The 19272-nt window shown below is 76.2% G+C and carries 21 protein-coding genes; 4 read left to right on the top strand and 17 right to left on the bottom strand.

The features are described from left to right. Window positions 1-18: 18 nt before the first annotated feature. From ACI79O_RS09310 to ACI79O_RS09255, 12 genes are all read right to left on the bottom strand, one after another. Window positions 19-720: a universal stress protein gene (locus ACI79O_RS09310; protein ID WP_456887489.1), complete on the bottom strand. Its 702-nt coding sequence runs from the start codon at window positions 718-720 to the stop codon at window positions 19-21. Further along, entirely contained in the window at window positions 717-3470 is a 2754-nt protein-coding gene (locus ACI79O_RS09305) for a cation-translocating P-type ATPase (protein WP_456913956.1), read from the bottom strand. Before ACI79O_RS09305 ends, ACI79O_RS09310 begins: the two co-directional genes overlap by 4 nt. Beyond that, window positions 3467-4321 carry an NmrA family NAD(P)-binding protein gene (locus ACI79O_RS09300; protein ID WP_456887491.1) on the bottom strand — a complete coding sequence of 285 codons (855 nt, stop codon included), beginning with the start codon at window positions 4319-4321 and terminating at the stop codon, window positions 3467-3469. The genes ACI79O_RS09305 and ACI79O_RS09300 overlap by 4 nt, the downstream gene beginning before the upstream one ends. A gap of 259 nt (window positions 4322-4580) precedes the next feature. Continuing rightward, a complete protein-coding gene (locus ACI79O_RS09295) occupies window positions 4581-5375 on the bottom strand; it encodes a helix-turn-helix transcriptional regulator (protein ID WP_456913955.1) in 795 nt (264 codons plus the stop codon). 222 nt (window positions 5376-5597) lie between these two features. Further along, entirely contained in the window at window positions 5598-6131 is a 534-nt protein-coding gene (locus tag ACI79O_RS09290; protein WP_456913954.1) for a universal stress protein, read from the bottom strand. A gap of 186 nt (window positions 6132-6317) precedes the next feature. Beyond that, the gene (locus ACI79O_RS09285) at window positions 6318-7292 is read right to left on the bottom strand and encodes a 2-hydroxyacid dehydrogenase (protein ID WP_456913953.1); all 975 of its coding nucleotides are present in this window, start codon (window positions 7290-7292) and stop codon (window positions 6318-6320) included. A 10-nt stretch (window positions 7293-7302) separates the two neighbouring features. Further along, window positions 7303-10791 (bottom strand): pyruvate carboxylase, encoded by a 3489-nt coding sequence (locus tag ACI79O_RS09280; protein WP_456913952.1) that lies wholly within the window; start codon window positions 10789-10791, stop codon window positions 7303-7305. Window positions 10792-10926: 135 nt separating this feature from the next. Further along, entirely contained in the window at window positions 10927-11100 is a 174-nt protein-coding gene (locus ACI79O_RS09275) for a hypothetical protein (RefSeq protein ID WP_456887496.1), read from the bottom strand. Window positions 11101-11210: 110 nt separating this feature from the next. Further along, window positions 11211-11507, bottom strand: a complete 297-nt coding sequence (locus ACI79O_RS09270; protein WP_456913951.1) for a DUF7144 family membrane protein — start codon at window positions 11505-11507, stop codon at window positions 11211-11213. A gap of 197 nt (window positions 11508-11704) precedes the next feature. Beyond that, entirely contained in the window at window positions 11705-12220 is a 516-nt protein-coding gene (locus ACI79O_RS09265) for a DUF1269 domain-containing protein (RefSeq protein WP_456877703.1), read from the bottom strand. 60 nt (window positions 12221-12280) lie between these two features. After that, window positions 12281-12562 carry an SHOCT domain-containing protein gene (locus ACI79O_RS09260; RefSeq protein ID WP_456877704.1) on the bottom strand — a complete coding sequence of 94 codons (282 nt, stop codon included), beginning with the start codon at window positions 12560-12562 and terminating at the stop codon, window positions 12281-12283. Between the two features lie 59 nt (window positions 12563-12621). Next, entirely contained in the window at window positions 12622-13206 is a 585-nt protein-coding gene (locus ACI79O_RS09255; protein WP_456877705.1) for an HdeD family acid-resistance protein, read from the bottom strand. 113 nt (window positions 13207-13319) lie between these two features. On the opposite strand from ACI79O_RS09255, the gene ACI79O_RS09250 reads away from it, so the two are divergent. After that, complete coding sequence (locus ACI79O_RS09250) at window positions 13320-13766, top strand: hypothetical protein (protein WP_456913950.1); 447 nt, start codon at window positions 13320-13322, stop codon at window positions 13764-13766. Between the two features lie 57 nt (window positions 13767-13823). Then, the gene (locus tag ACI79O_RS09245) at window positions 13824-14393 is read left to right on the top strand and encodes a potassium channel family protein (protein ID WP_456913949.1); all 570 of its coding nucleotides are present in this window, start codon (window positions 13824-13826) and stop codon (window positions 14391-14393) included. 9 nt (window positions 14394-14402) lie between these two features. Here ACI79O_RS09245 and ACI79O_RS09240 read toward each other — a convergent pair whose 3' ends face one another. The 3 genes from ACI79O_RS09240 to ACI79O_RS09230 form a co-directional block, all read right to left on the bottom strand. Then, window positions 14403-16001 (bottom strand): SHOCT domain-containing protein, encoded by a 1599-nt coding sequence (locus tag ACI79O_RS09240; protein WP_456913948.1) that lies wholly within the window; start codon window positions 15999-16001, stop codon window positions 14403-14405. 124 nt (window positions 16002-16125) lie between these two features. After that, entirely contained in the window at window positions 16126-16500 is a 375-nt protein-coding gene (locus ACI79O_RS09235; protein WP_456913947.1) for a PLDc N-terminal domain-containing protein, read from the bottom strand. A 95-nt stretch (window positions 16501-16595) separates the two neighbouring features. Further along, window positions 16596-16799, bottom strand: a complete 204-nt coding sequence (locus tag ACI79O_RS09230) for a hypothetical protein (RefSeq protein WP_456887502.1) — start codon at window positions 16797-16799, stop codon at window positions 16596-16598. 329 nt (window positions 16800-17128) lie between these two features. Here ACI79O_RS09230 and ACI79O_RS09225 point away from each other — a divergent pair, with 329 nt between their 5' ends. Further along, window positions 17129-17314, top strand: a complete 186-nt coding sequence (locus ACI79O_RS09225) for a hypothetical protein (RefSeq protein WP_456913946.1) — start codon at window positions 17129-17131, stop codon at window positions 17312-17314. Next, window positions 17260-17535, top strand: coding sequence for an SHOCT domain-containing protein (locus tag ACI79O_RS09220; protein ID WP_456913987.1), 276 nt, complete (start codon window positions 17260-17262; stop codon window positions 17533-17535). Before ACI79O_RS09225 ends, ACI79O_RS09220 begins: the two co-directional genes overlap by 55 nt. Before the next feature lie 432 nt (window positions 17536-17967). Here the strand turns inward: ACI79O_RS09220 and ACI79O_RS09215 are convergent, their stop codons facing one another. Both ACI79O_RS09215 and ACI79O_RS09210 read right to left on the bottom strand, forming a co-directional pair. Further along, window positions 17968-18483, bottom strand: a complete 516-nt coding sequence (locus tag ACI79O_RS09215) for a DUF6325 family protein (protein ID WP_456887504.1) — start codon at window positions 18481-18483, stop codon at window positions 17968-17970. A gap of 200 nt (window positions 18484-18683) precedes the next feature. Beyond that, window positions 18684-19127 carry a DUF7144 family membrane protein gene (locus ACI79O_RS09210; RefSeq protein ID WP_456877554.1) on the bottom strand — a complete coding sequence of 148 codons (444 nt, stop codon included), beginning with the start codon at window positions 19125-19127 and terminating at the stop codon, window positions 18684-18686. Window positions 19128-19272: the final 145 nt, after the last annotated feature.

Here is a 19272-nt window from a genome sequence, read left to right as displayed (position 1 = left end):
GAGCCCGGCGGCGCGGCCTCACCCGGGCCGCGGACCTGAACCGACCACCCGGACCTCCGCGGCGGTGCTCCGGTCGGCGTCGGGCCGATCGCCTGGCCGATCGCCTGGCCGATCGCTCCGCGGCACGACGAGGACGGGGGCCGGCGCGTCCCGGACGAGGGCGTCGGTCACGCTCCCCAGCAGCCGCGTCGACAGGTCCCGTCCGCGCGCGCCGACGACCAGCACGTCGACGGCCCGCCGCCGGGCCAGGCGGCGCAGCGCCTCGGGCGGGACCCCGGCGAGCACCTCCACCTCGACGGGTGCGCCGGTCACCCGCGAGGCCGCGGCCAGGAGGCGCCGACCCGCGGCGGTGACCTGGTCGCCCGCCGGCCGGGACAGTGCCTCGTGGGGCAGGACCTCCGCGAGCAGCAGCCGGCCACCGGCCGGCACCAGCCGGGAGGCCGCGTCCACGGCGGCGGTCGACTCCGGCGAGCCGTCCACCCCGACCAGCACGACGGGTCCGCCGGCGCGGCCCGGGCGCCCCGAGCGCGGCGGTCGGGCGTCGTCCCGGCGGCGGTCCCGGGCGAGGACCTCCAGGGCGATGGGCACGGCCAGCGGACCGAGGCCCAGGGTGACCAGGAGCCATGCCGGGTCGTGCCCGTGCCGTGCCATGCGCCATCCGGTGAGCGCGCCGGTCAGGATCCAGACGGCGACCGCCACCGCGGTACCGGTGCTCGTCATCGCAGGTCTCCTCCCTCCGTGGCGGGGACGGCCGACCGCTCGGGCCGGCCGGTGGACGTCCCCGCGTCCGGGCGCCGTCGGGTGAGTGCCGCCGCACCCCACACGGCCACCGATCCGGCCGCGGCGACACCGGCCACGACGGCCCAGGCCGGCGCGGTCGGCCAGGCGGTGCCGAGCAGGTCGGTGACCCCGGGGGCCGCGCTGACGAGCAGTTGCAGCGCGAGCACGGCGGCGACGCCGACGAGCAGCCAGCGGTTGGCCGACCAGGCCGCACGTGGCAGCGGTGCGTGCAGCGACCGGCAGGTGAAGAGGTAGGCGACCTCGACGAGGACGAAGGCGTTCATGGCGGCGGTGCGGGCCCGGGCGTCGTCGTCGCCGACCGCGGCGGCGGCACCGAAGGCGGCGAACGCGACGGCGGTGAGCAGCAGCCCGACGACGAGGACGCGGAGGGCCATGCGCCGGTCGAGGACGGGCGAGCCCGGTCGCCGGGGTGGGCGGGCCATGATCCCCGGCTCCTCGGGCTCCACGGCGAGGACCAGCCCCAGTCCGACCGCGGTCACCAGGTTGACCCACAGGATCTGGACCGCGGTCAGCGGCAGGGTGACGCCGGCGAGGACGGCCGCGACGACGACCAGTGCCTGCCCGACGTTGGTCGGCAGGGCGAAGACGAGGAACTTGACGACGTTGTCGAAGACACCTCGGCCCTCCTCGACGGCGGCCTCGATGGTGGTGAAGTCGTCGTCGGTGAGGACCAGGTCGGCGGCCTGCTTGGCGGCCTCGGTGCCCCCGCGTCCCATGGCCACCCCGATGTCGGCCTGGCGCAGGGCCGGGGCGTCGTTGACCCCGTCACCGGTCATCGCGACGACCTCGCCACGACGTTGCAGCGCCCGGACCAGGCGCAGCTTCTGCTCCGGGGTCACCCGGGCGAAGACGGACGTGTCCGCGACCGCCCGGTCCAGCCCGCCGTCGTCGAGGCGGTCCAGGTCGGCGCCGCTCAGGGCCCGGAGCGGACCGCCGCCGGGCGCGCGGATCCCGACCTGCCGGGCGATCGCGGTGGCGGTCACGGCGTGGTCGCCGGTGATGACCGCGACGGCGATCCCGGCGTCCTGGCAGGCCGCGACCGCCGCGGGCACCGCCGGGTGCGGCGGGTCCTCCGAGGCGACCAGCCCGAGCAGTTCCAGGTCCCGGACGTCCTCCTCGCCGAGGCCCTGCCGGGCCGGCAGGCGCCCCCGGGCGACCGCGAGCACCCGCATGCCCTCGGCCGAGAGCCTCTCGGCCTGCCGTACCCACTCCTCGGCTCCCGCTCCGGCCGCCCGGGTCCGGTGCAGCAACCGGTCCAGGCCGCCCTTCACGACGACGACGTCGCCACCGTCGCCGGCCGCGTACCGGACGGCCATCCAGCCGAGCGCGCTGTCGAAGGGGACGACCGCCGTGCGGGGCCGGGCGGCGCGCAGCGCCGCGGGGTCGGTGCCGGCCTTGGCGGCGGCCACGAGCAGGGCGGTCTCGGTGGGGTCCCCCACCGTCTCCCAGCCCTCGCCGGTCGGCACCAGGTGGGCGTCGGAGGCCAGGACGGCGGACTCGAGCGTGTCCCGGGTCGCCGCCAGTGCCTCGGCGGACCCGGCGACCACCTCCCCGGTGGGCGCGTCCCCGGGGCCGGTGACCTCGGCACGGCCGAGGGCGGTGACCACCCGGCGGACGGTCATGCGGTTCTGGGTGAGGGTCCCGGTCTTGTCCGTGCAGATCACCGTCGTGCTGCCCAGCGTCTCGACCGTCGGCAGCCTGCGGGTCACCGCGCCCCGCCGGGCCATCCGGGCGACGCCGATCGCCATCGTCACCGTCAGCGCGGCCGGCAGTCCCTCGGGGATCGCGGCGACGGCGACGGCGGCGGCGTCGACGATCGAGGTCCCCGGACCGTGACCCCGGAGGAACCCCACCCCCGCGGTGACCGCGGCGACGGCGACCACGATCCCGGTGAGCCGGCGTCCGAACCCGTTGACCGCCGCCATCAGCGGGGTGTCCAGGCGGTCCGCGGACTCGGTCAGGCGGGCGATCGCCCCGAGCTCGGTCCGGCCGCCGGTCGCCACCACCACGCCGCGGCCGGTCCCGGCGACGACCAGCGTGCCGGCGTAGGCCGCACTGGAGCGCTCGGCCAGGGGCGCGTCGGCGTCCGCCACAGCGGCCCCCTTGCGGGCGGCTTCGGGCTCGCCGGTGAGCGCGGACTCGTCGAGGGCCAGCGCGTCGGTCCGGAGCAGGCGGAGGTCGGCCGGTACCCGGTCGCCGGCGACCAGCTCCACCAGGTCCCCGACGACGACGTCGGCGGCCGGCACCCGGTGCGCCGCGCCGTCGCGCACGACGGTCGCCTCGGGCTGCACCAGGTCGGCCAGCGCCGACAGCGCCTGCTCGGCCCGCCCCTCCTGCACGAACCCGACCACCGCGTTGGCCAGGACCACCACCACGATGACGGCGGCGTCGACCGGGTCGCCGGCGACCAGCGCCAGGCCGGCTGCCGCGAGCAGGACCAGGACCAGCGGATCGGACACCTGGGCCAGGAAGCGGCGCACCGGCCCCGGCCGCACCGGCTCGGGCAGCCGGTTGGGCCCGTCGCGGCGCAGCCGGGTACCCGCCTCGTCGGCGGTCAGCCCGGTGCCCGCCGGCGAGCCCAGCGCGGCCAGCACCTCGCCGGACGCCCGCGCCCAGGGCCGGTCGAGGACCTCCCCGCCCGGCGGGAGCAGTCCCGGCGCCGCGGTCACCGGAGGGCCTCCGCCGGCCGGTGCCCGGCCCACGCGTGTCGCTCGTCCCGCGCCTCGGCGGCCCAGGACAGGGCCGTGACCAGGTGCTCGGCGGTGTCGTACGGGCGGGCCTCCGCGTAGGGCCACCGCACCACCGGTCCCCGGCGGGACGGCTGGGCCAGCAGCCACGCCACCTGCTCGCCGATCTCCTCGGCCGTGCGCATGGACAGGTCCGAGCCCGGGGCGTCGGTGGTCAGCACGGGCGTGGTGACCTGCAGGACGGTGACCCGGGCGCCGCCCGAGGGCTGCTCGACCCCCAGCGCCCGTCCCAGCATCAGCTCGGCGGCCGCCGCGATGCTCATCGCGCCGAGCTCCGGCACGGTCGTGGTGGCGGCCGGGCTGTTGACCAGCAGGTACTGGCCGCCCGGGCCCGGCAGGCGGGGCAGGAACGTCCGCGCGGCGACGACGTGCAGCCGCACGATGCGGCCGACGGCCTCCTCCAGCTCGTCCACCGGGGTCTCCAGGAGGCGCCGGCCCCAGTACCACCCGGGCAGGGCGGCCACCACGTTGTCGATGCCGCCGTCGGTGCCGCCGTCGGTGCCGCCGTCGGTGCCGCCGTCAGTGCCGCCGGTGGCCGCCTGCACCGACCGGAACAGCGCGTCCGCACGGGCCTCGTCCTCCAGGCTGCCGGCGACCGTGGTCACCGTCCCGCCGCCGGCCGCGCCCCACGCCGGCGCCGTCGGCCGGGCGCGGTCGTGGGTGACCGCGACGACGTGGTGACCGGAGCGCAGCAGGGCGGTGACGACTCCCCGACCGACGTGCCCGGTGGCACCCAGGACGACGGTCACCGGGCGCGCGTCGCTCCCGGTCATCGGTCCGCCTCCTCGAGGAGGCCCGGACCGGCCGGGTCGGGGTCACGTCTGCGGTGGTCGCCGACGCGCGTGCCGGGTGCGACGGGCACGGCGGTGGCCTCGGGGCTGATCGTCATGACGCTCGTCCTCGGGAGCGGGAACGGGATGGGGTGCTGCGCCCTCGAGCGTTCGCCCCGCCGTCGGGCGCGGGAATGCCACCAAGGTGGAAGAGGCGGGCGGGATCCGCGATCCCCCGGCGCCGGCGCTGCCGGGGGGTCGGCTACCGAGCGGCCGGCACCGTGGCGAGCAGGCGCACCAGCTCGGCCCGGCTGCGGCAGCCGGTCTTGCCGAAGACGCTGGTCAGGTGCTTCTTCACGGTGTCCACCGAGACGAACAGCGCGGCGGCGACCTCGGCGTTGGTCAGCCCCTCGCCGACCAGGCGAGCGACCTCGCGCTCGCGCGCGGACAGGCCGGCCAGCGGGTCGGCCGGCCCGCTGGGGAGGACCAGCACGCGCGCCAGCTGCCGCGCGAGCACGCGGGAGAGCGCGACGTCGTGGCGGTCGTAGGCGTGGTCGCGGGCGTCGAGGACCCCGATGATCGCCTCCGCGCCGTCGAGCCGGAGGCCCATCAGCACCTCGCTGCGCACCCGGTGGGCGCGCAGGAAACGGTCCAGGTAGTAGTCGACGACCTCGCCGTGGCGGAGGTCCAGCTCGTCGAGCGAGGCCGCACCACGGTCCCGGACGAGGACCCGGTTGCGGGGCAGGTTGAACACGTCGTAGGGCCAGTAGTGCTCCAGGAAGGGCGTGCCCATGCCGACCGCCCGGCCGCGGAGCACCGGCGCGCGGTCGTGGAAGGTCGTCCGCAGCGACGGTCCGGTGAAGAAGGTGGTGTGCCGCCACCCGAAGTGGCGGGCCAGCCCCTCGAGCACCTGCTCGCGCACGTCGACGCGCGCACCGGCGGAGGCGACGTCGTCCAGCAGCCGGTGCAGCCTGCGGTAGTCGGCCACCTCGAGGAGGTCGTACTCGTCCCCGCCCGGCCCGGTGCCGGTTCCCGCGGCGGTCAGTGTGCGCTCCACCGGTTGCGGTCCTCCTCGGCCGGGACCCGTGCTCGCGCCGGCCAGGTCGGGGGCTGCCCGGCACCGGACGGTGCCGCAGACCCCGGCCACCCGTCAGTCAACCGGCCGGGTGGCGCGGGGGTCCAATGCGCCCGCCCATAGCGGGCGCGCATGACCGGCGCTCACCGGGGAGGCGACACCCTCGGGCACCCTCGGGGGGCGGGGTCGACGTCGGCGGAGCGGTCACCGCGAGGTCCCCGGGACCGTGAGGTGCCGCCCCCGGCCGGGGGCGGCACGCACGACCACGACCGGGCAGTGGGCGGCGTGCAGGACGGCGCCGGCGACCGAGCCCAGCAGCAGCTCCCGCAGCTCGCCGCGTCCCCGGGTGCCGACGACGAGCAGGTCCGCCTCGGCCGACGCGGCCGTCAGCACCCGCTCGGCGGGCCCGTGCACCGGCTGCCAGTGCACGTCCAGGCCCGCCACACCGGCGAGGGCAGGGGCACGCAGCCGCACCGTCTCCCGCCGCACCGCCTCCTCCCAGTCGGTGAGCGGGGGGACGTAGCCCGGCTCCCACGAGTCCGGGCGCGGCGCCGTGGTCAGCCCCCAGCACCGGACCACGTGCAGGGCCGTCCCGCGGCGGGCGGCGTCCTCGGCGGCCCACCGCACCGCTGCGGCCGAGACCGCGCTGCCGTCGTCGCCGACCACCACGCCGCCGTCGGGCAGGACGTGCTCGACGACGTCCCGGGTCGACTGCTCGAGAGGCTGTACCCCTGCCATCACCGGCTCCTCGTGACGTCCGTCCGCTCGCGGGTGGCGTCCGTCCGAGCGCGGGTCCGTGCCGGACCGCGACGGTGCCTGCCCGTGCGACCAGGGTCTCGGCGGCCGGCCCCGGCGCCCATGGCCCGAAGGTGGAGTTCCCGGACCCCGGGATCCAGGGGTCCCGCCGCGGGCGGTGGACGGCTCTCAGCCGGGCACCGGGTGGGCCGGCGCCCGGCCCTCCAGCACGGCCCGGGCGTCGCGCGCGGCGGTGTCGGCCATCCGCCGGCGGGTCTCGATCGTGGCGCTGCCGACGTGCGGGGCGAGGACGACGCGCTCCCGCAGCGCCAGCAGCCGCGGATGCACCCGCGGCTCGTCCTCGAAGACGTCGAGCCCCGCGCCCCAGATCGCGCCGGCGGCCAGCGCGTCGGCCAGCGCCGCCTCGTCCACCAGCGGCCCCCGGGCGGTGTTGACCAGGATCGCCGACGGCCGCATGGCCGCCAGCTGGTCCCGGCCCACCACGTGGCGGGTCTCCGGCGTGAGCGGGGCGTGCAGGCTGAGCACGTCGGAGGAGCACACGAGCGTGTCCAGGTCCACCCGGGTGGCCCCGAGCCGGTGCTCCTCCTCCGGCGGCAGCGGGGTCCGCGTCGTGTAGAGGACCCGCATGCCGAACCCGCGCGCGGCCCGGCGGGCGACGGCCGACCCGATCCTGCCCATCCCGAGCAGCCCGAGCGTCTTCCCGTACAGGTCCACGCCCATCACCGGCGGGGACAGCTCCCAGGCCCGCCAGCCGCCGGACCGGACGTGGGCGTCGGCCTCGGGGAGCCGCCGGGCCACCGCCAGCACCAGCGCGAGGGTGAGGTCGGCCGTCGTCTCGGTCAGCACGTCCGGGGTGTGGGTGACGGTGATCCCGAGCCGGCGGGCGACGGCGACGTCGACGTTGTCGTAGCCGACGGACACGGTGGACACGACCTCGAGCTGCGGGTTCGCCTCGAGCACCGGCCCGTCCAGCCGGTCGGTCAGCAGGCAGAGGACCCCGTGGTGGCCCCGGAGGTGGGTCGCGAGCTCGCCGGGGGGCAGCGGCTCGCGGGCGTCGCGCACGACGACCTCGACCGAGCTCCCGCGGAAGGCCGCCGGGACGGTGTCGTCGAAGAGCCGCTGGGTGACCAGGAGCCGCTTCACCGGGCCCGCCTCAGCGCAGGACGAGGAGCAGGTCCCCGCCCTCGACCTGCGAGACGGCGCCGATCGCCAGCCGCTCCACGGTGCCGGTGACGGGGGCGGTGATGGCGGCCTCCATCTTCATCGCCTCGATGGTCGCCAGCGGCGCGCCGGCCTCGACGCGGTCGCCCTCGGCCACCGACAGCGTGACCACCCCGGCGAACGGCGCGGCGACCTGGCCGGGCACCGAGCGGTCGGCCTTCTCGGCGGCCCTGACCTGGGCGTCGACCGACCGGTCGCGCACGCTCACCGGGCGCAGCTGCCCGTTGAGCGTGCACACCACGGTGCGCACGCCGCGCTCGTCGGCGTCGGAGACGGCCTCGACACCCATGAGCAGGGTGACGCCGGGCTCGAGGTCGACGGCGTGCTCGTCGCCGGGCCGCAGGCCGTAGAGGAACTCCTTGGTCGGCAGCACCGACACGTCGCCGTACTGCTCGCGGTGGGCCTCGTACTCACGGGTGGGTGCGGGGAACAGCAGCCGGTTGAGCGCCTGCCGCGGCTGCCCGGCCAGCGCGCGGGCGTCGTCGTCGGACAGGTCGGCCGGCGGCTCGGCGGGCCGGCGGCCCTCCAGCGCGCGGGTGCGGAACGGCTCGGGCCAGCCACCGGGCGGGTCGCCGAGCTCGCCGCGCAGGAAGCCGATCACCGAGTCGGGCAGGTCGTACTTGCCGGGGTCGGAGGCGAAGTCGTCGACCGCGACGCCGGAGCCGACCAGCTGCAGGGCCAGGTCGCCGACCACCTTCGAACTCGGCGTGACCTTCACCAGCCGGCCCAGCAGCCGGTCGGCGGCGGCGTAGGCGTCCTCGACCTCCTCGAACCGCTGCCCCAGGCCCAGCGCGATCGCCTGCTGGCGCAGGTTGGACAGCTGCCCGCCGGGGATCTCGTGGGTGTACACCCGGCCGGTGGGCGAGGGCAGGCCGGACTCGAACGGCGCGTAGACCCGCCGCACGGCCTCCCAGTAGGGCTCCAGGTCGTTCACCGCGGCGAGCGAGAGACCGGTGGCCCGGTCGGTGGCGTCGGTGGCCGCGACGATCGCCGACAGCGGTGGCTGGCTGGTGGTCCCGGCCATCGAGGCGACCGCGCCGTCCACGGCGTCGACGCCGGCCTGCCACGCGGCGAGGAGCGTGGCCAGCTGCCCGCCGGCGGTGTCGTGGGTGTGCAGGTGCACCGGCAGGTCGAAGCGCTCGCGCAGGGCGGTGACCAGGGTCGCCGCGGCCGGTGGGCGCAGCAGCCCGGCCATGTCCTTGATGGCCAGCACGTGGGCGCCGGCGTCGACGATCTGCTCGGCCAGCCGCAGGTGGTAGTCCAGGGTGTACAGCGTCTCGCCGGGGTCGGAGAGGTCGCCGGTGTAGCACAGCGCGACCTCGGCCACCGCGGTGCCGGTCTCGCGGACGGCGTCGATCGCCGGGCGCATCTGGGACACGTCGTTGAGCGCGTCGAAGACCCGGAACACGTCGATGCCGGTGGCGGCGGCCTCGCGGACGAAGGCGTGGGTGACCGCCTCGGGGTAGGGCGTGTAGCCGACGGTGTTGCGGCCGCGCAGCAGCATCTGCAGGCACACGTTGGGCACCGCCTCGCGCAACGCGGCCAGCCGCTCCCACGGGTCCTCGTGCAGGAACCGCAGCGCGACGTCGTAGGTGGCCCCGCCCCAGCACTCCAGGCTGAGCAGCTGCGGGGCGGTGCGGGCCACGACCGGCGCCACGGCGAGCAGGTCCTTGGTGCGCACCCGGGTGGCCAGCAGCGACTGGTGCGCGTCGCGGAAGGTGGTGTCGGTGACCGCCACCGCGGTCTGCCTCCGCAGGTCGGCGGCGAAGCCCTCCGGTCCGAGCTGCCGCAGGCGCTGCCGGGAGCCGTCCGGCGGCGGGGTGCGCAGGTCCACCCGCGGCAGCTTGGTCACCGGGTCGACCAGGTGCGGCCGCTCGCCGTGGGGCTGGTTGACCGTGACGTCGGCGAGATAGGTCAGCAGCTTGGTGCCGCGGTCGGCCGAGGTGCGGGCGGTGAGCAGGTGCGGCCGCTGCTCGATGAACGACGTCGTCACCCGGCCGGCGGCGAAGTCGGGGTCGTCGAGCAGCGCGGCCAGGAACGGGATGTTGGTGGCCACCCCACGGATGCGGAACTCCGCCACGGCGCGGCGGGCCCGGGCCACCGCGGTGCCGAAGTCCCGCCCGCGGCAGGTGAGCTTGACCAGCATGGAGTCGAAGTGGGCCGCCACCTCCGCGCCGAGCGACGCGCCGCCGTCGAGCCGGATGCCGGCGCCGCCCGGGGAGCGGTAGGTGGTGATCCGGCCGGTGTCGGGGCGGAAGCCGTTGGCGGGGTCCTCGGTGGTGATCCGGCACTGCAGCGCCGCCCCGCGCAGCCGGATCGCCTCCTGGCCCAGGCCGAGGTCGACGAGGGTCTCCCCCGCCGCGATCCGCAGCTGGGACTGCACCAGGTCGACGTCGGTCACCTCCTCGGTGACGGTGTGCTCGACCTGGATCCGCGGGTTCATCTCGATGAACACGTGCCGGCCCCCGCCGTCGAGCAGGAACTCCACCGTGCCGGCGTTGACGTAGCCGATCGCCTCGGCGAAGCGGACGGCGTCGGCGCAGATCCGCTCCCGCAGCTCCGGGTCCAGGTCCGGCGCCGGGGCCAGCTCGACCACCTTCTGGTGGCGGCGCTGCACCGAGCAGTCCCGCTCGAACAGGTGCACCACTCCCCCGGCGCCGTCGGCGAGCACCTGCACCTCGATGTGCCGCGGGTCGACCACCGCCTGCTCGAGGAACACCGTCGGGTCGCCGAACGCCGACTCCGCCTCCCGCATCGCCGCCTGGACGGCGGCGGGCAGCTCGGCCGGGTCGGCCACCCGCCGCATGCCGCGCCCGCCGCCGCCGGCCACCGCCTTGACGAACACCGGGAAGGGCAGCTCCGCGGCCGCGGCCACCAGCGCGTCGACGTCGTCGGAGGGCTCGGTGGAGGCCAGCACCGGCAGCCCGGCCTCCCGCGCCGCGGCGATCGCGCGGGCCTTGTTGCCGGTCAGTTCCAGCACCGACGCGGGCGGACCGACGAAGGTGATCCCGGCGTTCGCGCACGCCTCGGCCAGTTCCGGGTTCTCCGACAGGAAGCCGTACCCGGGGTAGACCGCGTCGGCGCCGGCCCGCCGCGCCGCGGCGACGACGCCGTCGACGTCGAGGTAGGCCCGGACCGGGTGCCCCTCCTCGCCGATCTGGTAGCTCTCGTCGGCCTTGAGCCGGTGCACCGAGTTGCGGTCCTCCCAGGGGAAGACCGCGACCGTGCCGATGCCCAGCTCGTAGGCGGCGCGGAACGCCCGGACGGCGATCTCGCCCCGGTTGGCGACGAGGACCTTGGCGAACATCTCGACCTCCGCGAGCGGTGGTGGCGGCACGGCCGCCGGTGGTCCGAGCCTGGCCGGTGGTCGGCGGATGTGCGAGCCCTCGTCGACGTCGCAGGTCGCCCCGGTGACGGGCACGCCCGAGGCGCCTGCCACCCGCTGTGCCGGCTCGTCCCGGACTCTGCGGGCGCGATCGAGCCGGCGGTGCGCGGAAGCAGCCGACAGAGCGCCGTCAGGCGGCGGAGGCGGTGGCCCGGGGGACGGGCCTCGGGGTCAGCGCGGAGGTGCCGACGCCACCCCCTCGTCCTCACCCGCGGGAGGTGACCACGCCCGGGGGGCCGCCGGTGGCGCGGCCTGCTCCTCCCGTCCCGTGACGGCCCGCCCGAGGGCGATCACGAGCGCGACCTCGAGGACCAGGCCGAGCGCGGTGATCGCCAGCCAGGCCACGGTCCCCTCCTCCTGCGGTCACGGGCTCAGGACAGGGACTCCTCGATGTCCTGGCCGTGCACCAGCAGCCCGTAGATCACGAGCACGTCGAGCGCGGCGACGGCGATCGATTACACGGGGTACACGCTCAGGTGGGCGAGCTGGGCGACGATGTTCACCCCGGCCAGGACGGCCGTGGTCACCCGGACCGCCGGTGTCGGCCGCGTGACCAGCAGGACGCCGAGGGCGAACAGGGCCAGACCGACGAAGAGGTGCACCCAGCTCCAGACGGTGGAGTCCCAGACGAGCATCTGCCCGTTGCCCGTCACGGCGTGGTGCTCGTCGTCGTGGACGGCTATGAGGCGGTCGATGACGTTGGCCGCGCCGCTGGCCATCGCCATCGCGCCGGCGAACCGGACCACGCCCACCCAGGCGGGGCTGGTGCGGGTGCCGACCGGGGCCGGCGGTGTGCCGGAGGTGCCGGTGTCCGTCCGGTGACCGGAGGAGAGCTGGTGGTCATGCGCCCATCGTCGGGACGCCGGCCGTTCCTGCCCCACCCTCGCGAGGGCGACCGGGGTGCCCGGGCCGGAGTCGCACGGCCCGGGCACCCCGGAGCCGGGAGCGGTCAGCTGCTCGGCGCGGCGGTGCGCTCCTCCTCCTCGGAGAAGACCTCGCGGAGCCGGTCCTCCTGCTCGTGGCTGAGGTTGGTCTCGACCAGGACCATCTGCTGGCCCTCGAAGGCGTCCCGCACCTTGTCCACGACCGCGTTGGACGAGAGGACGAACAGCGCCGAGGTCCCGGGCTGGATCTCGTCGCGCATCCGCTTGATGAAGGCGTCGTCGATCCCGACGTCGGACATGCTCCCGGCCAGCGCCCCCATCCCGGCGCCGATCGCCATGCCCAGCAACGGGATGAAGAAGATCAGGCCGAACAGCATCCCCCAGAAGGCACCGCCCAGGGCCCCGGCACCGGCCAGGTTGGCCAGCTGGCGCGTCTTCGGCTTCTTCGCCCCCTCGGGATAGGTGACGATCGCGGCGTCGTGGATCCGGATCAGCTCCTTGCGCTGGAGCTCCTTGAGCGTCTCCTCGGCCATCGCCGCGCCGTTCGCGGTGGGGAACTTCCAGACGGTCATGGTGGCCATCGGTCTCTCCTCGGGGTGTGCTCGGCCGGAACCGGTCGGTCCGGAGTCCGCGGACGGGGGTCAGGAGTTGAGGATCTGGCTCTTCTGGAGCTCGAACTCGGCCTCGTCGAGCACGCCGGAGTCCCTGAGCTCGGCCAGCTGGCGCAGCTGCGCGAGCTTGGTGTTGGTGTCGGTGCCGGGCGGGGCCTGCGGGGCCGGCGCGGCGGCCTGCGGCTCGGGGGCGTAGGCGGCGCCCTGCTGGGCCCAGCGGTTGGCCTGGCGGCGGGAGACGCGGTTGGACACCGCGGTGGCCGTCCCGGCGACGACGGCGGTGCGGGCCATCCCGCGCAGCAGTCCGGGCATGAGGACTCCTCTGTGGTGGGGGGCGGCGCCCGTCCGGCGACCGGCGCCGCGGGGACGGGTCAGCTCGCCGGCACGGCGGTCCGGGGTGCCCCGGGACGCCAGAAGGCGGCGACGAGGAGCAGCACGCCGAAGGCGGCGATCTGCGCGCCGAGCACCAGGGACAGGACGAGCACGGTCGCCTCGGGCCACGCGATCGCGAGGGTGCCGATGACCACGTTGACCGCGCCGGCGAGGACGACCCACCCCCAGCCGGGCGTCTCGGCGCGGTCGACGACGGCGACGCCGACCCGCGACGCGCCGTGCACGATGAGCGACAACCCCGTGATGAGCGCCAGCGCGAAGAGCGTGACGCCCGGCCACGCGATCGCGAGGACGCCGCCGAGCACCAGGATCGCCCCGACGACGGTCGCGACCCCGCGGTGGCGCTCCGCGGCAGCCCACGCGACGGCGATGTCGAGCAGGCCGCCGACGACGAAGGACAGCCCGACCAGCAGCGCGAGGGTGCGCGCCGCGGCGACCGGCTGGAACAGCAGGACGACGCCCAGGACGACGGCGGCGAGGCCGAGCAGCCCGACCACGACGCGCACGCCGGTGTGCCTGCTCGCGGTCGGACCCGCGTAGTGGCTGGAGACGCTCGCGGTCATGACGGCTCCTCCCCGGACCGGACGGTCGACACCGACCCTGCCGCCCTCGGTCCGGGCCGACCTCATCCGCCGTGGATGACGCAGCGGCCCGGCCCGACCGGCACGGTCGCGTCATGTCGAGGTACGGAGCCGCGGTGGTGACCGTCGGCGTGGGCGTGGCGGTGGGCCTCGCCGCCTGCTCGTCGGACCAGGAACCGGGGACCGCGGCGACGACCGCGACGACGACCGCCGCGGCCGCTGACGTGTGCGCCGCGGCCGACGAGTTCCGGGCGTCGCTGGCGCAGCTGCGCGACGTCGACGTGGTCCAGGACGGCACCGGCGCGCTGTCGGAGACCTGGACGACGGTGCAGGACGCCTGGGCGGGCTTCGCCGACGCCGCCCGCGCCGGGTACGGGGACGCGGTCGACGGCGTGCAGTCCGAGGCCGACGCCGTCCGGGACGCCGTCGACGCGGCACAGGACGCCACCTCCCTCGACACGCTGGGCGCGGCGGCCTCCGCCGTCTCGACGTTCCTCCAGGAGGCCGGCACCCTCGTGGACGAGACGAGCTCGGCCTGCTGAACGCCTCACCCGGCCCGGATGACGCCGGCCCGCGCGGGCAGGTCCAGCATCCGCCGGGTGGACGCTCCCTCCCGAGCCGGCCTGGACACCCCGCCCGCCGCGCGCGCCCCGTACCGGCGGGCCCTCGCCGTGGCCCTCGGGCGGACGCTGCTCACCGTCGTCGCCGTCCTCGCCCTCTACGCCGGCCTGCCGCTCGACGGCCGGTTCGGCCCGCGGCTGGTGCTGGCACTGGTCGCGGGCCTGCTGGCGGTCGGCGTCCTCGTGGCCTGGCAGGTGCGGGCCATCCTGCGGTCCTCCTACCCCGCGCTGCAGGCCGTGGAGGCGGTCGCGGTGTCCATCCCGCTGTACCTCCTGCTCTTCGCCGCGGCCGACGTCGTGCTCTCGAGCAGCGATCCGGGTGCGTTCACGGAGCCGCTGAGCCGGGTCGACGGCGTCTACTTCGCGGTCACCGTCTTCGCCACCGTCGGCTTCGGGGACATCGCGCCGGTCAGCGACGCCGCGCGGGTCCTCACCACGGTCCAGATGGTCGGCAACCTGGTCTTCCTCGGGCTGGTGCTGCGGGTCTTCCTCGCCGCGGTGGACCGGCGCCGCCGGCACGCGGACCAGGCCGCCCCGGACCCGCGCTGACCCGGCCGGTCACACACCCAGCAGCCGCCCCTTCTCGCGGCCGAACTCCTCGTCGGTGAGGACGCCGGCGTCACGCGCCTCCCCCAGCCGAACGAGCAGGTCCAGCCGGCCGCTGAGCGCGGACAGCGCCTCGGGCGTCAGCGCGGCCGACACGAGCGGCTCCCGGGCGGGCGCCGGGGTGGCCACCGTGTCGACCGCGGGAGGCGCCGCCGTGTCGACCAGGGTGGCGACCGCCCCGCCGTCCGGCCGCCCGTCGGCGGACGGTGTCGCGACCGAGCGCGGGGCCGGCACGGCCGAGGAGACCCCCGCCGACGGCACGGGCGGCGCACCGGGCGCCCCTGCGGGCGCGGCCCCCGGCTCGCCGGGCACCGGCTCGGGAGCCCGGCTCCGCAGCCACTCGAGCGCGCCCAGGTAGAGGGCGACGAGCGCGGCGACCCAGATGAGCACCGAGAGCGTCGGCTCGGGCCAGAAGAGGAGCACCGCCGCGCCGATCGCGATCCCGGCCCAGCGCGCCGGGCCGTGGTGGGCGCGGACGAGGGCGCCGAGGTGGGCGGTGCGCCGGGGCAGCTCCAGGCCGTCGGCGAAGGCCCGCGTCCACGCGGCGACCCGGCGCGTCCAGGACTCCCCGGTGCCGGTGGCCGCGGCCTGCTCCCGCGCCCCTCCCCCGGCCGGGAGCGCCCGCGCGGCCTGGGCCTCGCGGCGGCGCTGGAGCTGGGTCCGCGCCGCGCGGACGCCGTTGCGCACACCGGCCACCACGCCCAGCCGTCCCCACACGAGGGTCAGCACGAGCACCAGCAGGACGGCGGCCAGCAGCCACAGCGTCCAGGACCGCAGGCTGCCGGCCAGCACGTCGTAGACCGCTCCGACGGCGTCCCGGTTCTCCTCGCGCACCCGCGGGAGCAGCACGCCCCGGGTCACCCGCAGGGCGGCCAGCAGCACCAGGAGGAGCACGGTCGTGGTCACCGCCCAGGCCCGCAGCGTGCCCCGCCGGTACCGGGAGACGCCGAGCGCCCCGGCGAGGGTGCCGAGCGCCACCAGGCCGAGCCACCACCACACCGACTCGAGCAGGTCGATCGCCGAGTAGACCTCCGGGGTGTCGGCCGGGCTCAGGAGCGTCACGCCGGCGTCGTCGGGGAGCAGGTCCAGCACCTGGCCGGCGATCCCGTCGCGGGCCGAGGCGGGCACGAGGTCCTTGGCCTGCCCGAGGGTGTAGGCCACCGGTTCCCCGGCGATCAGCTGCTCCTGGGCGGAGCGGAGCGCGGCGGTGGTGAGCGGGCGGAACGGGTCGTTGGTCAGCAGGCGCTGCACCCCGGCGGCGACCACGGAGCTGATGCCGCTCTCCACGGTGGGCTCGAACCGCTGCAACCGCTCCGGCAGCACCGCCACGGCCTCGTCGACGGCGTCCTGCAGGGCAGGTTGCGCCATCACGGTCTCGGTCACCTGCTCGGTGATGCGGGACTCCACCTCCGGCAGGTCCACGATCGTCTCGACGTTGGCCACGAAGGCGTCGGTGTCGACGACGTTCTGGCGCGTCCACAGCGACACGCTGGCCAGGACGAGCGCGACGGCGCTGACGACGACGAGCAGGCCGGCCACCAGGCGACGCATGGCACTCCCCTCCCGCAGCGGGCGGGGCACGGCGCCCAGCCGACGGGCGTCAGGGTGGTCCGGGCGGTCCCGCCGTTCATCCCTCACCCGGGGTGAGGTCGCCCCGCCAGCGCCTCGCCGGGGATCAGCTGCGCCCTGCCGGGACCATCTGCCGGTACTCGTCGGGCGTGAGGGTGCCGCTCTGCAGGAGGCCGCGGGCCTCGGCGAGCTGCTCGGCCTCCGCGGCGGCCGCGACGGACCGGATGGGGGCGTCGGTCGCGGCCTGCTGCTGCTCGACGGCACGGGCCGACCGCTCGGCCATCCCCCGGCCCTGTGCGACCAGGTAGACGAACACCCCGAGCAGCGGCAGGAGCAGGGTGACCGCGACCCAGCCGGCCTTCGCCCAGCCACCGATGTCGTGACGGCCGAACAGGTCCCCGTAGACGCGGAACAGGAGCATGAACCACAGCACCCAGCCGAAGACGATCAGCGAGGTCCAGAACAGGTCGAGCAGCGGCATCGGTCCGCCTCGTGACGGTGCAGCCGCCCCGACGGTCGCGCCGGCGGACCGGGCGCTCGTCCCCCCGCCGGGGTGACGCAGTGGGTCGCCGTGGCTCACGGGGAGCTGGTGTCCGACGGCTCCGGCCCCGTGGTGCGGACCTCCAGCAGGTCCAGTCCCAGACTGCGGAGGTGTTGCAGCACGCCGTGCAGCCCGGGCTGGTCCGTCGGCTCGGTCCGCAGGATGGTCAGCGGCGGTTCCTCACCGAAGTCCTCGGCGCCGATCTCCTCGAGGAGTTCGGCCGGAACCGGTCCACGCACCCGGAGTTCGTACACGCGACGCTCCATCCCGCTCGCTCCCTCCGACCGGTGCTGACACCGTTCCCCGGGGCCTCCCCCGACGGCCCTCGGCCGGCCCGGTCGCCGGAACGCCCGACCGTGGACCTCGGCAGGTCCGATCCGATCCACGCAGCCTCGCCCTCTCCGGGCTCCGGTGACCTCCTCCCGGCCGGATGAGGCGGGCTGCGGTCGTTCGACGGGCACCGGTACGGCCGCCCCCGGGGGCTGCGGCGGGATCCGCTCATCCGGCCGGGGGGATGGTCACCGGCGCGCCGGTCCCCATGCTGAGCGGCACCCCAGGCCCTCCGGAGGTGGACCATGAGCTCGGCGGCCGACGACTACCGCTGGTCGACCTGTTCTGGAGGTTCGTCGTCTTCTTCGCGCTGCTGGTCTTCTCCTGGCTGGTCATCACGGTCTTCGGGGACCTGTACGGCGGCACGACCTGTCGGGGTGGGCCAAGGCCGGCTGGATCGTCCTGGTGCTCCTCCTCCCGCTGATCGGCTCGGTCACGTACCTCACGACGCAGGGGCGCGCCATGGCCGACCGCGACGCCCGGCAGGCCGAGCAGGCGAGGCAGCGGACCGACGCCCACATCCGGTCGGTGGCCGCCCCCGACTTCCGCGGCGTCGACGAGATCGCCCACGCCGAGGACCTCCTCGACCGGGGTGCGATCACCCAGGAGGAGTTCGAGCAGCTCGAGCGGCGCGTCCTCGTCTGAGTCCCGCGCCTCCGCACCGGGATGACCGCACGGCTGGACGCCCTCGTCCGCCGGTCCCTGCGCCGGCTGGTGCTCGGCTCCGGGCCGCGGAGGTGCCCCTCCGACCGGGTGCAGGCCGTCGGCCGGCTCGCCGTCGTCGCGTCGTTCCTCGTCGCCCCGCTGCTCGCCGTGGCCGCGTCGACCGCCACGTCGGCCCACCTCACGGCGGTGTCGGCCGCCGAGGCGGCGGACCGCTCCCGCACCCGCGCCGTCCTGCTCGAACAGGACCCGTCCCAGGTGGAGCGCGACGACGCCTACGGCGCCGCCCCGGCGCTGGCGGTCCCGGCGCGTGCCGCGTGGCCGGACGCCGGTGGCGCGCCTGGGAGGCGGAGTGGGCCGCCGTCGAGCCGGAGTGGCGGTCCCGGCTGCTCCAGCGGTGGCCGGGGTCGGCGGTCAGTCGACCGGGGCGGCCGGCGCGGGCGGGCTGCCCGCACCCGCGGAGGCCTGCTCCGCGGCGTCGAGGGTGTCGAGCGCCTCGACGAGGGCCTGGACCGGGATGTGGCCCGCGGCCACGAGCCGGCCGCCCGAGCGGCGCAGGGCAGCGGCGAACGGCGTGGCCCAGGTGTTCTCGTAGACCAGGACGCCGGCCGCGGTGCCGGGCTCGAGCGCGGCGGCGGCCTCGGCGACGTCGTCCGGGCCGATCAGTCCGGAGGCCGCGCCGTCGAACAGGGCCGCCTCCAGGACGCGCATGCGGTCCAGGTCGACCTGGGTGAGCGTCGTGACGGTCCCGTCCTCGTCCTTGCGCAGGAACACCAGGTCGAGGATGCGGATGACCCCCCGGTCGACGAGGTCGACCAGGAGCGGGAACGCCTCACCGGTCATGCGGTCGGTCGGGAACGCCACCACGATGTAGTCGACCGGACCCATCTGGTCGAGGTCGGCGGCCTGCTGCTCGAGGTCTGCGGTCATGTCTCCCCCAGCGGACGAGGAACGGGAGCGGACACCCGTCACGGTCCCCCCTCGGCCGGGCGGCGCACGTCACCCGGGGGAGACGATCCGGCCGGACCGGCACCCCCGTCCGGCCCGGGTCGCGGGCAGGCACGCCGGCACCCGCCCGGTCGAGGGGGTGGACCGGGCGGGTGCGGCTCCCCGTCGTCGGGGACGGGTGGTCAGCGGTAGGCCTTGACCTCCCGCCCGTGGACGATGATCGCGTAGATCACGATGACGTCGAGGGCGATCATGATGGTCGACCAGATCGGGTAGGCCGGGAGGAACGCCAGGTTCACCAGCGCGCTGAGCAGGGCGATCCCGACGCCGACGACACGGGCCACCATGTTGCCGGCCAGGAGTCCCAGCCCGGTGAGGATGGCGACGACGCCGATCACCGTGTGGATCCAGCCCCAGGTGTTGTAGTCCACGTCCACCACGAGGCCGTCCTGGGTGACCGCGTAGAAGCCGTCGTCGAAGAGCGCGACCAGTCCCTGGACGACCTGGAAGGCGCCCACCGTGATCAGCATGACGCCTCCGAAGACCACCCAGCCGGCCCAGGCCGTCGGGGGCTCGCGGTACGAGGCGCTGCTCTCCGTGGTGTTGCGGTGCGAGGTGTCCGTCATGTGCCAGTCCTCCGAGATCCACCCCCGGCTCCTGCCGCCCCTGGACCGGAGCCGGTCGGCGCGGGGTTCCGATGCCGTGCGCCGACAGCGTGGGACCCGGACGGCGGCCCGGCATCGTCCGCCGCGCATGACCCGCGGGCGGCGC

Source organism: Geodermatophilus sp. SYSU D00696 (assembly GCF_054050235.1).
This window is presented reverse-complemented; position numbering and strand designations above follow the sequence as displayed.

Coding starts and splice junctions, on each gene's coding strand:
- ACI79O_RS09310 (WP_456887489.1), bottom strand. CDS start 720: ATGACGAGCACCGGTACCGCGGTGGCGGTCGCCGTCTGGATCCTGACC.
- ACI79O_RS09300 (WP_456887491.1), bottom strand. CDS start 4,321: ATGACCGGGAGCGACGCGCGCCCGGTGACCGTCGTCCTGGGTGCCACC.
- ACI79O_RS09290 (WP_456913954.1), bottom strand. CDS start 6,131: ATGGCAGGGGTACAGCCTCTCGAGCAGTCGACCCGGGACGTCGTCGAG.
- ACI79O_RS09265 (WP_456877703.1), bottom strand. CDS start 12,220: ATGGCCACCATGACCGTCTGGAAGTTCCCCACCGCGAACGGCGCGGCG.
- ACI79O_RS09260 (WP_456877704.1), bottom strand. CDS start 12,562: ATGCCCGGACTGCTGCGCGGGATGGCCCGCACCGCCGTCGTCGCCGGG.
- ACI79O_RS09255 (WP_456877705.1), bottom strand. CDS start 13,206: ATGACCGCGAGCGTCTCCAGCCACTACGCGGGTCCGACCGCGAGCAGG.
- ACI79O_RS09250 (WP_456913950.1), top strand. CDS start 13,320: ATGTCGAGGTACGGAGCCGCGGTGGTGACCGTCGGCGTGGGCGTGGCG.
- ACI79O_RS09240 (WP_456913948.1), bottom strand. CDS start 16,001: ATGCGTCGCCTGGTGGCCGGCCTGCTCGTCGTCGTCAGCGCCGTCGCG.
- ACI79O_RS09235 (WP_456913947.1), bottom strand. CDS start 16,500: ATGCCGCTGCTCGACCTGTTCTGGACCTCGCTGATCGTCTTCGGCTGG.
- ACI79O_RS09215 (WP_456887504.1), bottom strand. CDS start 18,483: ATGACCGCAGACCTCGAGCAGCAGGCCGCCGACCTCGACCAGATGGGT.
- ACI79O_RS09210 (WP_456877554.1), bottom strand. CDS start 19,127: ATGACGGACACCTCGCACCGCAACACCACGGAGAGCAGCGCCTCGTAC.